15 protein-coding genes are annotated in these 13788 nt (G+C 66.4%); 7 read left to right on the top strand and 8 right to left on the bottom strand.

Annotated elements, in window-relative coordinates:
- Positions 1-6 precede the first annotated feature (6 nt).
- From IP86_RS09425 to IP86_RS09445, 5 genes are all read right to left on the bottom strand, one after another.
- Positions 7-549, bottom strand: a complete 543-nt coding sequence (locus IP86_RS09425; RefSeq protein WP_054162261.1) for a TRAP transporter small permease subunit — start codon at positions 547-549, stop codon at positions 7-9.
- 131 nt (positions 550-680) lie between these two features.
- Entirely contained in the window at positions 681-1721 is a 1041-nt protein-coding gene (dctP, locus tag IP86_RS09430) for a TRAP transporter substrate-binding protein DctP (RefSeq protein WP_082363903.1), read from the bottom strand.
- A gap of 205 nt (positions 1722-1926) precedes the next feature.
- Positions 1927-3237, bottom strand: a complete 1311-nt coding sequence (locus IP86_RS09435; RefSeq protein WP_054162262.1) for an FAD-dependent oxidoreductase — start codon at positions 3235-3237, stop codon at positions 1927-1929.
- On the bottom strand, positions 3234-3539 hold the full coding sequence (locus IP86_RS09440) for a ferredoxin family protein (protein ID WP_054162263.1): 306 nt from the start codon (positions 3537-3539) through the stop codon (positions 3234-3236). The genes IP86_RS09435 and IP86_RS09440 overlap by 4 nt, the downstream gene beginning before the upstream one ends.
- A gap of 72 nt (positions 3540-3611) precedes the next feature.
- Entirely contained in the window at positions 3612-5738 is a 2127-nt protein-coding gene (locus IP86_RS09445) for a molybdopterin-containing oxidoreductase family protein (protein ID WP_054162264.1), read from the bottom strand.
- Between the two features lie 229 nt (positions 5739-5967).
- On the opposite strand from IP86_RS09445, the gene IP86_RS09450 reads away from it, so the two are divergent.
- Positions 5968-6831: a helix-turn-helix domain-containing protein gene (locus IP86_RS09450; protein WP_245290580.1), complete on the top strand. Its 864-nt coding sequence runs from the start codon at positions 5968-5970 to the stop codon at positions 6829-6831.
- Positions 6832-6834: 3 nt separating this feature from the next.
- Here the strand turns inward: IP86_RS09450 and IP86_RS09455 are convergent, their stop codons facing one another.
- Positions 6835-7194: a DMT family protein gene (locus IP86_RS09455; protein WP_054162266.1), complete on the bottom strand. Its 360-nt coding sequence runs from the start codon at positions 7192-7194 to the stop codon at positions 6835-6837.
- A gap of 305 nt (positions 7195-7499) precedes the next feature.
- Here IP86_RS09455 and olsA point away from each other — a divergent pair, with 305 nt between their 5' ends.
- Both olsA and IP86_RS09465 read left to right on the top strand, forming a co-directional pair.
- Positions 7500-8345: a lyso-ornithine lipid O-acyltransferase gene (gene olsA, locus IP86_RS09460; RefSeq protein ID WP_054162267.1), complete on the top strand. Its 846-nt coding sequence runs from the start codon at positions 7500-7502 to the stop codon at positions 8343-8345.
- A 90-nt stretch (positions 8346-8435) separates the two neighbouring features.
- The gene (locus IP86_RS09465) at positions 8436-9377 is read left to right on the top strand and encodes an aldo/keto reductase (RefSeq protein ID WP_054162268.1); all 942 of its coding nucleotides are present in this window, start codon (positions 8436-8438) and stop codon (positions 9375-9377) included.
- Positions 9378-9463: 86 nt separating this feature from the next.
- Here IP86_RS09465 and IP86_RS09470 read toward each other — a convergent pair whose 3' ends face one another.
- Together IP86_RS09470 and IP86_RS09475 are read right to left on the bottom strand one after the other, a co-directional pair.
- Positions 9464-9796 (bottom strand): hypothetical protein, encoded by a 333-nt coding sequence (locus IP86_RS09470; protein WP_054162269.1) that lies wholly within the window; start codon positions 9794-9796, stop codon positions 9464-9466.
- Positions 9797-10493: 697 nt separating this feature from the next.
- A complete protein-coding gene (locus IP86_RS09475) occupies positions 10494-11204 on the bottom strand; it encodes a DNA helicase (protein ID WP_054162270.1) in 711 nt (236 codons plus the stop codon).
- A 367-nt stretch (positions 11205-11571) separates the two neighbouring features.
- Between IP86_RS09475 and IP86_RS09480 the strand changes: the two genes are divergently transcribed.
- The 4 genes from IP86_RS09480 to IP86_RS09495 all read left to right on the top strand — a co-directional run bounded on the left by IP86_RS09480 (position 11572) and on the right by IP86_RS09495 (position 13634).
- A complete protein-coding gene (locus tag IP86_RS09480; RefSeq protein ID WP_156332451.1) occupies positions 11572-11784 on the top strand; it encodes a hypothetical protein in 213 nt (70 codons plus the stop codon).
- 4 nt (positions 11785-11788) lie between these two features.
- A complete protein-coding gene (locus IP86_RS09485) occupies positions 11789-12478 on the top strand; it encodes an HAD family hydrolase (RefSeq protein ID WP_283804773.1) in 690 nt (229 codons plus the stop codon).
- Between the two features lie 85 nt (positions 12479-12563).
- Positions 12564-13070: a PaaI family thioesterase gene (locus tag IP86_RS09490; RefSeq protein ID WP_054162271.1), complete on the top strand. Its 507-nt coding sequence runs from the start codon at positions 12564-12566 to the stop codon at positions 13068-13070.
- A gap of 39 nt (positions 13071-13109) precedes the next feature.
- Positions 13110-13634, top strand: a complete 525-nt coding sequence (locus tag IP86_RS09495; protein WP_054162280.1) for a hypothetical protein — start codon at positions 13110-13112, stop codon at positions 13632-13634.
- Positions 13635-13788 lie beyond the last annotated feature (154 nt).

Consider the following 13788-nt stretch of genomic DNA (forward strand, 5'->3'; position numbering starts at 1 on the left):
ATCGTCCTAGTGAGAGGAAGCGTCGCCGGCCTGCTTGCCGAACGTAGCGGGGTCGTTGTCGAGACCGGCGAGCGTGCGAATATCGGACGCGATCCGCACCAGGCCCTGCAGCAGCAGCAGCACGCCGGCGACCGGGATCGCCAGCTTCACCGGCCAGATGTACGGATTCCAGATGCTCGACGAAGTCTCGAGCTTGGCGGCCGACTCCCACGCCATATCGGCGCTCTGCCAGATCAGCACACCGATAAACAGGAAGAACAGGAACGAGGTGGCGAGGTCCACCCTCGCCTTCTGCACGCGGCTGAACTTGCCGTAGAAAATATCGACGTTGACGTGCGCCCGCTCCGCCAGCAAATAGCCGCCCGCCACCACGGCGTAGACGCCGAAGATCAACTGCGCGAACTCCGACGTCCAGATCGCCGCGCTGCCGACGACGTAGCGCATGATCACATCGGCCATCAGCAGTACGAAGATCGGCACGATCAGCCATGCGGCAACGCGCGCAACCCAGGAGTTGAGCTGGGTGATAGCGGCGGCGACCTTCAACATGCGGGGACTTTCATGGCTCGGCAGATGCGAAGCGGGACGTCAACGGCGCCCCGGCTGGCATACGTCTGGACGGCTCGGATGGAGAGCTGCGCCGAGATGGGCGGCGGGCTCAAGAGGCGATCGTCGCGGCCTCAGCCGTAGCCGAGATCCGCCATCAGCTTCGACAGCGCGGCGCCGCCCTTGGCGGCGTGCTCGCCCTTCGCAGTTTCCTTCTGCAGGATCGTCTTCGACGCCTGGGCGAATTTCGCCAGCACCTCATCCGGAAACTGCACGACCTCGACATTCATCTTGGCGCGCCCGGTGGCGAGCGCCATCGCTTCCTGATGCTGATACTCGACCGAGCGCAGGAAATAGCGCTCCTCGATCAACGACAGGAACTGCAGCCGCAGATCGGGCGGCAGCTTGTCGAGCGCCGCGGTGTTGACGATCCAGGCGTCGTTGGTGATGCCGAGCGCCGGCTTCATGTGGAACGGCGCGACTTCCCAGAATTTCATCGACAGCGCACCGACCGCCGCGCCCCAATGCGCGCCATCGACCACGCCCGTCGAAATCGCCTGATAGATCTCGGGACCCGCGACCTGCTGCGGTGACGCGCCGGCGGCGGCGAAATACTCGAGCATCGCGCCCGCCGAGCGGATCTTGAGCGAGCCGAGTTCGGCGGCCGAGTTGATCTTGCGCTTGAGCACCACTTCGGTCGGGTACGCCTTCTCGGCCATGATCACCACGCCCTTCGGCCGCAGTTCGTCATTAACCAGCTTTTCAACGCCGAGATTCTTGGTGAAGTGCATCATCTCCCACGGCTCGCGCAGCGTGCCGGGAACGCCGTAGAGCAGCCCCATCGCCTGCGCTTCGCCGAGAATATAGGCCGGCGAGATCGTGCCCATCTGCACGACGCCGCGGCGCACGACGTTGTAGATCTCGCGGTCCTTGGCGATTTCGCCGGCGCCGTACGTCTCCAGCGTAAAGCGGCCGTCGGTGCGCGCGGCAAGTTCCTTGGCGAGCGCGCCGAGGCTGTCGTTGAACGAGCCGGACGCCTTCGGCCAATGCGCCTGGACTTTCCAACTCACCTTCTGTTGCGCCAGAGCAGGACCGATCAGCGCCGGAGCCGCGGCGGCAGCGAGCGCGCCCTTGAGAATGCTGCGACGGTTCGTCTTGCTGATCGTTTCTGCCACGCGCTTCTCCCTCGCCGGATTGTTTCGACGAATTGACCATGGCGTAAACGCGCCAGTCAACGCATCGACTTCGTTCGAGAGAAGCGATGATGTCGCAGCCCACGACCTGTTAGTTCGCCACCGAACACGCAGTCGCGAACACCACCGGGGTGAGAGCGGGACGGCGCGACAAATCAGCGCCCCCGCGCTAACGATAGGAACCGACCTAAGCGTCCACCGACGAATCCAACGTAGCGATCATCTCGGAGACACGGACGAACTTGTCTCGCGGCCGTCCACCCACGGCCCCTCGCCGTTTCTCTTCGGCGTCGATCGTCCCCCAATCCTGATAGCTTATCAGACGCGGCACACGCGTCCGAAGCAGCCCCAGCAACGCGTCGGGACGATTGCCGAAGCGGGGCGCGCCGGTCGCGAGATCGGCCAGCACCGCGTCGGCGGTGGCCATTCCGCAGGCCCGATTAGTTCCGATCGTGCCGCTCGGGCCGCGCTTGCTCCAGCCGCAGACGTAGAGCCCCTGCACCACCTGATCGCCGCGCGTGATGCGGCCGTCGACATTGGCGTGCACGCCGCGCACGGCATCGTAAGGCACGCCGTCCAGCGGCGCCGTGCGGCGGCCGATGCTGCTGAAGACGGCGCCGCAGGCGATCTGCTCTGCCGTGCGATCCTGGCCCGCGAAACGGATGGCTTCGACACGTTGCTCGCCCTGGATCTCGACCGGCGCCAGGCCAAAGCGGAACAGGCAGCGCCGCGGCTTGGCCGGCGCTTGCTGCGCGAAGCTGCGCAGCAGCGACAGCTTCTCGTCCTGCTCCGGATCGCCGGCCGCGTCGGGCACGGTCGCGAGTTCGCGCGGATCGACCACGGCGTCGCATTGCGCGAGGCTGAGGAAGTCGCGCAGCTCCTTGGCGCCGAACTTGGCCTGCGTTGGCCCGCCGCGGCCGACGACATGGACTTCGCGCACCCGGCTCTCGGCCAGCACGTCGAGCGCATGGGTCGCGATGTCGGTATGTCGCAACTCGTCCACGGTCTTCGACAGAATGCGCGCAACGTCGAGCGCGACGTTGCCGTGGCCGATGACGGTCGCGACCTCGTGGCTGAGATCGAAACTGCGGTCGCGATGATTGGGATGGCCGTTGTACCAGGCGACGAACTCGCCGGCAGAGTAACATCCAGGCAGTGCCTCGCCGGGGATGCCGAGCGGCCGGCTGAGATCGGCGCCGGTCGCGAGCACGACGGCGTCATAGGCCGAGCGCATTTCGTCGATCGTCACGTCCTCGCCGACGGCGACCCCACCGATGAAGTTGAAGCCCGGCAGCGCCGCGATCTTGTCGAAGGTCAGACTGACCAGCTTGAGCTTGGGGTGATCGGGCGCAACGCCAAACCGCACCAGACCATAAGGCACCGGCAGTCGTTCGAACATATCCACCGCGATCGCCGCGCCGGATCGCAGCAACGCCTCGGCCGCATAGAAGCCGCTCGGGCCGCTGCCGACCACGGCGACGTGAAACGGCGAACTCATCGGCCGAGCGCCTGCCGGCGTTCGTCGGCGCCGGGCAGCGGCGGCAGCCGCGCGGTGATCACCGGCGTCTCGGCGACGCGCTTGCGGTTGACGCCGATCCAGAACTTCTTGTCGGCGGCGAGCCGATAGTCCGGCTCGATCGCGCCGACCGGGCACGCCGGCACGCAGCCGCCACAATCGATGCAGTTCTCGGGATCGATATAGGTCATCGTGCCGTCGAGGTGAAAGCACTCGACCGGGCACACCGTCACACATTCAGTGTAGCGGCAGCCCTTGCAATTATCAGTCACGACGTGAGTCATCGTCGGAACTCCGATGTTGGTAAGAGGAAAGGGCCGACGCCGCGCGGCGCCGGCCTGACGATGTGCGCCCGTTTACAGCCGCCCGACCTGCACCAGCACGTCGGAGAAGGTCGGCGCGCGGCCGAGATCGGCGAAGGCCGGCGGCGTCAGCGCATGCACGGTCGCGCCCTTACGGTTCGAGCGCTGCCAATAGCCGGATGGCGCCACCACGACGCCGGCCATCACGTCGGCCGACACCGTCGCATAGGCCTCGAACGACCCGCGATCGTTGAACACGCGGATCGGCGCTCCCGCTTCGATGCCGCGCGTCGCCGCATCGTCCGGATTGAGGATCACCGCCTGCTCTTCGCCGGCCTGCGCGGTCTGCGCCGGCAGGTTGCCGTAGTTCGAGTTGAGGAAGGCGTGGCTCTTCGGCGAGATCAGGCTGAGTGGATAGCGCTCGGCCAGTTGCGGCGCCGTACGTGCGCTCTCGTTCGGCGAGATGTAGTGCGGCAAGGGATCGATCGGGCTGCCATCCTGATCGCCATTGTAGCCCTGCCGGAACAGCGGCGCGACGAAGTTGCCGCCCTCCGCGATGGTCGACTTGAACTCGACCTTGCCGGTCGCGGTCGGGAAATTGCCGTCGCGATGCGGCGCCCAGTCGGCCGGCGCCGGCATGTTGAGCCGCGAATAGCCCTTGGCCTTGACGTCGTCCAGGGTGATCCCTTGCAGCACCGGATTGGTCCAATCCAGCGCGGCCTCGATCATCTCGTCGTCCGTGCGGAAGAAGCTCGGGTCGGTGATGCCCATCGCTTTGGCGAGGCGGCGGAACAGCTCGGTGTTCGGCACCGCTTCGCCGAGCGGCTCGATCGCCTGATTGTTGTAGGACAGATAGAGATGCCCCCAGGAGAACATGATGTCCTTCTGTTCGAGCTGCGTGGTCGCGGGCAGCACGATGTCGGCGTACTTGGCCGTATCGGTGATGAAATGTTCGCTGACGACGGTGAACAGGTCCTCGCGCTCGAGCCCCTTCTCGATCTTGTCCTGCTCGGTGACCATCGCCATCGGATTGGCGTTGTAGACGAACAACGCCTTGATCGGCGGATCGAAGCCGAGCTCGCCGGTCAGCGCTGCGCCGAGCCGCCAGGAGTTGAGTACGCGCATGTTCTCCGGCGCGAGCTCGGGCCGCATCAAGACTTCCCACTTCACCGGGAAGGCCCAGATCGGCAGCTGCAGCAGGCCGCCGCCGACGTGCTTCCAGGCGCCGATCAGCGCCGGCAGACAGGCGATCGCCCGCACCGTCTGACCGCCGCCGGCATGGCGCTCGACCGCGACGCCGATGCGCACCACCGCGGGCGGAGTCGTGGCGTATTCACGCGCCAGCTTCAGGATGTCCTCGACCGGAATGCCGGTCTCCTGCGCGGCAAATTCCGGCGTGTAGGTTGTGGCGCGCTCGACCAGCTCGTCGTAACCGACCGTGTATTTGTCGATGTAATCGCGATCGACCAAATTCTCCTTGATGATCACGTGGATCATCGCCAGCGCCAGCGCCGCATCGGTGCCGGGGCGGATCGGGATGTGCCAGTCGGCCAGCCGCGCGGTGCGTGTCTTCACCGGATCGATCACCACCAGCTTGGCGCCGTTCTTCTTGGCCTGCTCGATGAACGGCCAGTGGTGCGAATTGGTGCTGAGCGTGTTGCAGGCCCACAGGATGATGTACTTCGAGTGCACGAAGCTTTCCGGATCGACGCCCGGCGTATGGCCGATCGTCAGCAGATAGGCGGTGCACGAGCCGGAATCGCAGAACGTCCGCTCCAGCACGGTGGCGCCGAGCGAGTTGAACAGCGGATCTCCGACGTTCAGTCCGTTGATCACGCCCTGCGTGCCCAAATAGCTGTAGGGCAGGATCGCCTGCGCGCCGTGCTCGGCGATAATCGATTTCCACTTGGACGCAATGGTGTCGATCGCTTCGTCCCAGGAAATGCGCTGAAACTGCTTGGTGCCCTTCGGCCCGACACGCTTCATCGGATACAGCACGCGCTTATCGCTGTAGACGCGCTCCTCGTAGTTGTTGACCTTCACGCAAAGCCGCCCGCGCGTGAACGGGTGGTCGGGATTGCCGCGCACCGCGATCGCCTTGCCGTCCTCGACGGTGGTGATCATGGAACACGTATCGGGGCAATCGTGGGGGCAGGCGCCTACGACGGTGGTCCGGGCCATCAGCTTCCTCCATGGGCACGTTCAAAAACCTGCGCAAGGATGAGGCACCCGGGGCCGCGTGGCTTTCCTAACCTGCTTGGTTGTTTTCCAAATCTGCCGTGGACGGAAGGCACCGTCCGTGGCATGGTAATTGCTTGCCTGGACTGCTCTTGCCTGCACTCGCGTCAATCTGTGGAGATTCACGATGGGGATGCTCGGCAATTCTGTCGATAAATATGTTACCGGCAGAATGCTCCAGACTTCGAACGACCGGCGCTGGTCCCACCTGCTCGCGGAGCGGTGGAGTCACGAGTCCGGCGACCTGCCGTCGCTGCTGCCGCGGGACACCGAGATCGCCGTGCTATTGCGCGGCAGTTCGGTGGTCGATCGGGAAGGCGCCGGGATGCGGCAGCGGACCTACGGCCGGCGCGGCACGGTCTGGCTGTGCCCCGCCGGAATCCGCGAGGATTTCATCCGGGTCGAGAGCCAGATCCACGAATGCCTGCACATCTTCCTGCCCGGGCGGCCGTTCGAGGACACGATGCTGCGGGACATGGATATCGACCCGGCCGGGATCGCGATCCGCTACGAGGCGATCGACCACGACATCTTCATCGAGCACGTCGCCGACCGGATCCTCGCGGAGCTTGCGGAGGAGACGTCGACCGGCCGCCTGCTGGTCGAGAGCCTCGGCCGCGCCCTGTCGGCGCATCTGGTGCACACGTATGCGGACACGGCGGTCCGGCTGAGGCAGACGCAGGCGGCGAACCGGCCGCTCGATGCGCGGCGGCTGGCGCGCGTCACGGACTTCATCAGCGCATCGTCGGAGCGCGACTTCACCGTCAACGATCTTGCCTCGATCGCCTGCATGAGCCCGGCGCATTTTTCGCGCAGCTTCAAGGCGGCGACGGGCTGCGCGCCGCACGAGTATGTCAGCCGGCAGCGGCTCGATCTCGCCAAGCGGCTGCTGGCGACGGATCGCCAGTCGCTCGCGGAGATCGCCTATGCGACCGGATTCTCGTCACAGGCGAATTTCAACCGGGCGTTCCGAAAAGCGGTCGGCACCACGCCGCGGCTGTATCGCGCGCAGCACCGCACGACCACGATCGCGTGATTATCAACCCCATTTGTGGAAGATGAAGTAAGCGCCGAGCGCGATGAAGGCGAAGCCGAGCGCGTGATTCCAGCCGAGCGGCTCCTTCAGGTACAACACCGAGAAGCCGGCGAACACGACCAGCGTGATCACTTCCTGCATGGTCTTGAGCTGCGCCGGCGAATACACCTCGCTGCCCCAGCGATTCGCCGGCACCGCCAGCCAGTATTCGAAGAAAGCGATGCCCCAGCTCACCATGATCACCAGGGGGAGCGACGCGGACTTGTGCTTGAGATGGCCGTACCAGGCGAAGGTCATGAAGATGTTGGAGCCGAGCAGCATCAGGATCGGCAGCAGATTCGGCGGGATGAAGCTGGGGGGCATTGCGAGCCTTTCAGAAAACCGAGTGGTAACACCGTTCGCGCAAGGCGGTTCCCGCACGGAACGGCAGGTGGGAGTATCCCGATGCCGAAGCGGCGGGACGAGTGATGCAATTGCACGGCGAGGCCGCGGGAGTGGGCCGGCGCCGGCGCGCCGCCGCCTTGATACGTCACCTCCATGTAACAATGTACCGCTAAGTTATGCACGCGTTTGATCGTGACCCCCGTCGCCGATCAGCGTCCCCCAGCGGTCCCCGTCAGTCGCCGCGTCTGACCGGGGCCGCACCTTTTTGAGCTGGCGATATTGCAATGATCCGTTTTGTCCTGGTGATTGCCTGCGTGGTGCCGCTGACGCTGGCGCTGCTTCCCGTTCATCTGCTGGCGCTGCGTTACGGGTGGCGCATTCAACGTACCATCCCTCAGTTGTATCACCGCATCGTGTGCCGGCTGATCGGCGTGCGGATCCGCCAGGTCGGCCGCCGCCACGGCAGCGGCCCAGTGCTGATCCTCGCCAATCACGTCTCCTGGCTCGACATCTGTGTGATTTCGGCGATGGCGCCGGTGTCGTTCGTCGCCAAGAGCGAGGTCGCCGGCTGGCCGGTGTTCGGCGCGCTGGCGAAGTGGCAGCGCACCGTGTTCATCGACCGGCAGGCCCGGCAGCGCACCCGCGAGGCCACCGCCGAAATCGGCGCGCGGCTGGCCGATGGCGAAGCCATCGTGCTGTTCGCCGAGGGCACCTCCAGCGACGGCAGCCGCGTGCTGCCGTTCCGCTCGGCGCTGATCGGCGCCGTGCATCACGCGCTCGGCGACGAGACGACCAGCGCGATCGGCGTGCAGCCGATGGCCGTCACCTACACCGGCTTCGGCGGCCTGCCGATCGGCCGCGAGCTGCGCGAGCGCGTGGCTTGGTACGGCGACGCCGACCTGATCCCGCACTTCATCGGCCTGTTGTCGGCCGGCGCGATCGACGTCACCGTGAGCTGGGGCGAGCCGATTGCGCACAGCGCCGACCGCAAGGCGATCGCGCGCGACGCCGAACTGTCGGTGCGGCGGATGTGCGAGGCGGCGCGCCGCGCCGGCGTGCAGGGCGAGATCGCCACCCGTCCGGCCGCCGCCGCTGCGCCGCAGGGCGAGGCACAGCTCGAACCGGCCTGAGCCGCGCAGAGCTGCGGCGCGTTCGGCGCCTTGCTCCGCCGCGACGCGCGGGCCACAATCGAGGCTCCCGCGTTCCGTACAGGACTCATCATGCAACTTCGTAATCTCGGCGGCAGCGGCCTGCGCGTGTCGCTGGTCGGCCTCGGCTGCAACAATTTCGGCCAGCGCACCGATCCCGACACCTCGCGCAAGGTGATCTACAAGGCGATCGATCTCGGCGTCACGCTGTTCGACACCGCCGACATCTATGCGGGCCAGGGCGGCTCCGAGACCGTGCTGGGCAACGTGCTCGGCGACCGCCGCAAGGACATCGTGCTGGCGACCAAGTTTTCGAAGCCGATGGCCGCCGACGGCACCAAGCAGGGCGCGTCGCGGCGCTACATCGTGGCCGCCGTCGAGGCCAGCCTGACGCGGCTGAAGACCGATTACATCGACCTGTATCAGCAGCACGATTACGATCCGCTGACGCCGATCGACGAGACCCTGCGCGCGCTCGACGACCTGATCCGCGCCGGCAAGGTGCGCTACATCGGCAATTCCAACTTCCCGGCCTGGCGCATCGCCGAAGCCGAATACGTCGCCCGCGCGCTCGGCACTCATCGCTACGTGTCGTGCCAGGACGAATACAGCCTCGTGGTCCGCGACATCGAGAAAGACCTGCTGCCGGCCGCGCAGGAGTACAAGCTCGGCCTGCTGCCGTTCTTCCCGCTGGCCAGCGGCCTCCTGACCGGCAAGTATCAGCGCGGCGCCGAGATCGCCGCCAACACCCGCTTCGCCAAGATGCCGGCGATCCGCGATCGTTACTTCACCGAGGCCAACCTCGACATCGTCGACAAGCTCAAGGCCTTTGCCGAGGCGCGCGGCCATTCGCTGCTCGACCTCGCCTTCTCCTGGCTCGCCTGCCGCCCGCAAGTCTCCAGCGTGATCGCCGGCGCCACCACGCCCGAACAGATCGAGCAGAACGTCAAGGCCGCGAGCTGGCAACTCAGCGCCGAGGAGATGGCGGAGATCGATACGATCACCAAGGGGTAGCATCGCCGCAAGCACCGTCATTCCGGGGCGCTCGCGCAAGCGAGCGAACCCGGAATCCCGGTCAGGAACGTCGTTGGCCTCGCGGATCATCGCAACGTGTCGACGCCGCGTTCGGCATCACGACGGGCCTCCTGCAGTTCGCGATAGATCTCGTCGCACAGAGTCCGCTCGACGTCCGCCGGGATGCCGATCCGGAGCTGCGCACAACACGCCGGCCCGTCGCCGACGCAGCGCCGCGCGCGTCGACATTTTGCGCTCGGGCAGGTGACGAAGCCGGCGAACGTATCGGACAATTCCTGAAACAGCTGCCGCCTCGCCTGCCGCCAGTCGGCATCGCTCAGCGCATCCAGCGCTTCGTTGCGGTCGCTCTCCTCGCATTGCTTGAGAAACGCGTCGTCCCATGCGGCCGTCTTCGCCATGATGCGATCTCCTTCGATGTGTCGTTCTGAGATGAAATTGCAGCGGGCATGCGCGATCGGCGCCCGCGATGTGGATCGCGAGAGCGGCCGGCCCGGAGGACCTCCGCGCCGGCCGCCAGGCCGAGGGAGGCGGAGCGCCGAAAGGCGCGACCTTGTGTAGTGCCGCAGCATGCTCGCCGGATCGCCGGCGATCAGAGGCCGCGGAAACGCCTTTCGACGCTCCACCGTGGCGATTTTTAACCCCGGGGCCGTTCTTCCGGGCGCAGCATCGGACCCGAAGGTCCGCCTCCGGCGGGATTTCCCCGCCTTCACCTGCGCCGCGTCCAGCCGGCATCAGCGGCAGAGCCCCGTAGTGGGCCCGGACGGCGACCCGGGGCTCCCGAGTGCGCAGGGCAACGTCTGCCCCGCGCCCGCAGGCGCCACCGCCTCACCCCACATCTCCAAGCGTCCCAGGAAACGCCCCTCGATGGGATGAGGTAATGGGAATATAATCCAAAATCGAAGTTTGTCAAGAGCCAGCAGTTGCCGTCATTCCGGGGCGCGCGCTCTTCGCGCGCGAACCCGGAATCTCGCAGTGTTCTGCGGCACCAGCCCTCATCCCAACACCGTCATTCCGGGTTCGCGCTGCGCGCGCACCGGAATGACGGTGTGTGTGGCGGGGCAAACTCGACTCTGCTGCTAGAAGTAATCGCGTCGCTTAGTTCACCTCAGCGAATTTGATTTCTCCGGCATGGAGGAAGCACGTCTTCGAGAATAGCTTCAGATCGAGGTCGTTGATCAAGCGCACGTCGGCGAGATCCGGGCAGCTCTTCGCCTTCGGATCAAACGAGCGGTGGATCTGCGAGATGACGACGAACACGATCCCCCGGGCGCGGGCAAAGGCGTGCAATGCGCGAACCTGCGTGGCGAGGTCCGGTGTATCGCGGCGCCGGTCGAGCAGCTGCAGATAATCGATCACCGCCAGCGTGCCGCGCGGCGCCGTCGCTAGACGTGCCACGATGTGATCGGCGCAGATCGCTTCCGACGTATCGAGATCGAGCAGGCCGGTGAATACCCACGGATCGATGCCAACCGCCCTGAAACGGTCGAGCGTCTCGGCCTCGGTGTATTCGAGCGTGAAGAACGCGGCGCGCTGCCCCGCTTTCATCGCCTCAACAGCAAGTTCGACGCTGAGCACCGTCTTGCCCTGCCCCGGCCGCGCGCCGACCAGCACCATGTCGCCGGGCTTCAATTGCGCAAGCAGCCGCGCGGCGCGACCGTGCGCGTGGCTGCTCGCCAGCAGACTCCAGCGAGCGAAGCCCTGCTGCGCGGCGACGCGGTCGAGCGCGGCGTGCAGCGGAATGTTCTGATCGCGCGACAGCAATTTGGCGTCGCGCTTCAGACGATAAAGAGGAGCAGACAGTCGCATATCGAGAACCTCCTGGTGCGGGCCATGTCTGCAATCCCTCCTTATGCTCGCGCCCGACAGTCGGTTCGATGATCATCCGGCCCGGTATGACAGATACTTTCCCGTTGGAGGGGGGAGGCGTGGGCCGCGCCACAGGCGATGATAACGTGAGTCGGCCTCCGCCGTCATTCCGAGGCGCTCGCGCCAGCGAGCGAACCCGGAATCCCGCGGCGTTCTGCTGCACCGGCCTTTACCCAAATATCGGGATTCCGGGTTCGCGCTGCACGCGCCCCGGAATGACGGTGTGTGTGTGGCTGGGCGAGGCGGCTCTTTCGTGAGTCGATTGCGCGAGACCCTTACACATCCCGGTGCCCGGCGCTAAACTGCCATGATGACCGCGCTGTCCTCCTCCCTTCCCCAGCCCCGCCGCCTGATCTGCGCCGGATGCGGGGCGGAGTTCGGCTGTACGATGGATGCGCAGTGCTGGTGCGCGGCGGAGGCGGTGACGCTGCCGATGCCGGCGGATGCGGCGGATTGTTTGTGCCCGGACTGCATGCGCGAGCTGGCGACGGCGAGCCGGCGTTCGGGAGACGAGGTGTGAGCGCGTGACGGATTGGATCATCGAGGCGGTGCTGCTCGACATGGACGGCACGCTGGTCGACACCGAGCGCGTCTATCTCGACAGCCTCAGCGAAACGCTGGACGAATTCGGCCTGCCCGACGCGATCGCCACCTGCCACAGCATGATCGGCCTGCCCGGCCCGGAATGCCAGGCGCTGCTGGTCGCGCGCTACGGCGACGCCCTGCCGCTCGCCGACATCAATCGCGCCTTCGTGCGCAAGCGCGACGCGCGGTTCGCCACCGGCCTGCCGGTGAAGCCCGGCACGCTGGAACTGCTCGACACGCTGCAGGGCGCGCGCTGCCGGATGGCGGTGGTGACGTCGTCGTCGCGCAAGACCGCCGACCAGCATCTGACGCTGGCGGGCATCCGCGCGCGGTTCGACATGGTGCTGACGCGCGACGACGTCGCGCACGGCAAGCCGGCGCCGGACCTGTATCTGCTGGCGGCACAGCGCATCGGCAGCGCGCCGCGGAACTGCGTCGCGGTGGAGGATTCCAGCGTCGGCGTCGCCGCGGCCGCCAGCGCCGGCGCCATCACCCTGATGGTGCCCGACATGCTGCAGCCCGACGCCGCCACCCGCGGCAAATGCGCCGCGGTGCTGCCCGACCTGCACGCCGTGCTGACGACGATGCAGCAGCGCGGCCGCTTCGTCGCCGCGCCCGCGCTCATCTGACACACCGCTCCGGCGCCGCGATACGCAGGCTGGAAACTGCGGCGCGTCTTTGGTATGACAAACGTCATTCAAAGGGAGAGACGTCATGGACGCGAGTAATACGGCGAAAAACTACGGCGTGACTCCGGTGGAGGTGATGGCGTCGATGTCGGGGCTCGACTTCATCCGCCGCATGTTCGCCGGCGAATTGCCGGCGCCGCCGATCATGCAGACCATCGAGCCGTTCGACCAGACCGCCGAGCCGGGACTGATCGTTCTGCATTCGGTGCCGGGCCTGCGCCACTACAATCCGATCGGCTCGGTGCACGGCGGCTACGCGGCGACGCTGCTCGACTCGGCGATGGGGCTCGCCGTGCAGAGCATGCTGAAGCCGGGCCAGGGCTACACCACGCTGGAGTTCAAGATCAGCTTCATTCGCGGCATGAGCGAGACCAGCGGAGCGGTGCGCACCGAGGGACGTACGCTGAATGTCGGCCGACGCGCCGCCACCGCCGAAGCGCGTATCACCGACCGCAACGGACGGTTGCTGGCGCACGCGACCACGACCTGCTTGGTGTTCGACCTGCCGACCGGAACCGCCGCGGCGTCGTGACGTTGTCTCCGGCATATCACAACAATCGCCGGAGTGATCATGTCGCTCGTCCGCGACCAGACGATGCCGCACGCCTATCGGTTCGACGACGACGGGCTGGTGCCGAACAATCCGCTGCCGCTGCTGATCTACAAGCAGGCGGTGGATGTCTCACGGCCGGACCCGGCCGCGGCGATCGAGCAGCTGTTCGAGCGCAACGGCTGGGGCCAGCAGATGTGGCGCAACGGCATCTTCGACTACACGCATTACCACGCCACGGTGCACGAGGCGCTCGGCGTCGCGCGTGGCCATGCGCTGGTGCTGTTCGGCGGCGAACAGGGCGAGGCGATCGAGCTGAAGCCCGGCGACGTTGCGGTGCTGCCGGCCGGCACCGGCCACAAGCGGCTGTTCGCAACGCATGACTTTCAGGTCGTCGGCGGCTATCCACCCGGCGCGGAGATGCAGGTGACAAGGCCGACGCCGGGCAATTATCAGCGGGCGCTGAAGAGCATTCCGCAGGTCGCGCTACCGGACAGCGATCCGGTCGGCGGCAGGGATGGGGCGCTGATCAGGTTGTGGACGTAAGCGGGCGCCGTGCTCGGCGCGCCCTCACCCCGCCCTCTCCCGCAGGCGGGAGAGGGCGCGCGCAGCGGTCGGGGATGGGCGGCGTTGCCACAAGCGCTGCCTAACCTCTCCCCGCGCGCGGGGAGAGGTCGGATTGCGTAGCAATCCGGGTGAG

The sequence above is a fragment of the Rhodopseudomonas sp. AAP120 genome (assembly GCF_001295845.1).
In the GTDB taxonomy this organism is placed as follows: domain Bacteria; phylum Pseudomonadota; class Alphaproteobacteria; order Rhizobiales; family Xanthobacteraceae; genus Rhodopseudomonas.

Excerpts from the sequence above, each read along its gene's own strand:
- IP86_RS09425 (WP_054162261.1), bottom strand. The coding sequence starts at position 549 with ATGTTGAAGGTCGCCGCCGCTATCACCCAGCTCAACTCCTGGGTTGCG.
- IP86_RS09435 (WP_054162262.1), bottom strand. The coding sequence starts at position 3,237 with ATGAGTTCGCCGTTTCACGTCGCCGTGGTCGGCAGCGGCCCGAGCGGC.
- IP86_RS09440 (WP_054162263.1), bottom strand. The coding sequence starts at position 3,539 with ATGACTCACGTCGTGACTGATAATTGCAAGGGCTGCCGCTACACTGAA.
- IP86_RS09445 (WP_054162264.1), bottom strand. The coding sequence starts at position 5,738 with ATGGCCCGGACCACCGTCGTAGGCGCCTGCCCCCACGATTGCCCCGAT.
- IP86_RS09450 (WP_245290580.1), top strand. The coding sequence starts at position 5,968 with ATGCTCCAGACTTCGAACGACCGGCGCTGGTCCCACCTGCTCGCGGAG.
- IP86_RS09455 (WP_054162266.1), bottom strand. The coding sequence starts at position 7,194 with ATGCCCCCCAGCTTCATCCCGCCGAATCTGCTGCCGATCCTGATGCTG.
- olsA (WP_054162267.1), top strand. The coding sequence starts at position 7,500 with ATGATCCGTTTTGTCCTGGTGATTGCCTGCGTGGTGCCGCTGACGCTG.
- IP86_RS09465 (WP_054162268.1), top strand. The coding sequence starts at position 8,436 with ATGCAACTTCGTAATCTCGGCGGCAGCGGCCTGCGCGTGTCGCTGGTC.
- IP86_RS09470 (WP_054162269.1), bottom strand. The coding sequence starts at position 9,796 with ATGGCGAAGACGGCCGCATGGGACGACGCGTTTCTCAAGCAATGCGAG.
- IP86_RS09475 (WP_054162270.1), bottom strand. The coding sequence starts at position 11,204 with ATGCGACTGTCTGCTCCTCTTTATCGTCTGAAGCGCGACGCCAAATTG.
- IP86_RS09480 (WP_156332451.1), top strand. The coding sequence starts at position 11,572 with ATGATGACCGCGCTGTCCTCCTCCCTTCCCCAGCCCCGCCGCCTGATC.
- IP86_RS09490 (WP_054162271.1), top strand. The coding sequence starts at position 12,564 with ATGGACGCGAGTAATACGGCGAAAAACTACGGCGTGACTCCGGTGGAG.
- IP86_RS09495 (WP_054162280.1), top strand. The coding sequence starts at position 13,110 with ATGTCGCTCGTCCGCGACCAGACGATGCCGCACGCCTATCGGTTCGAC.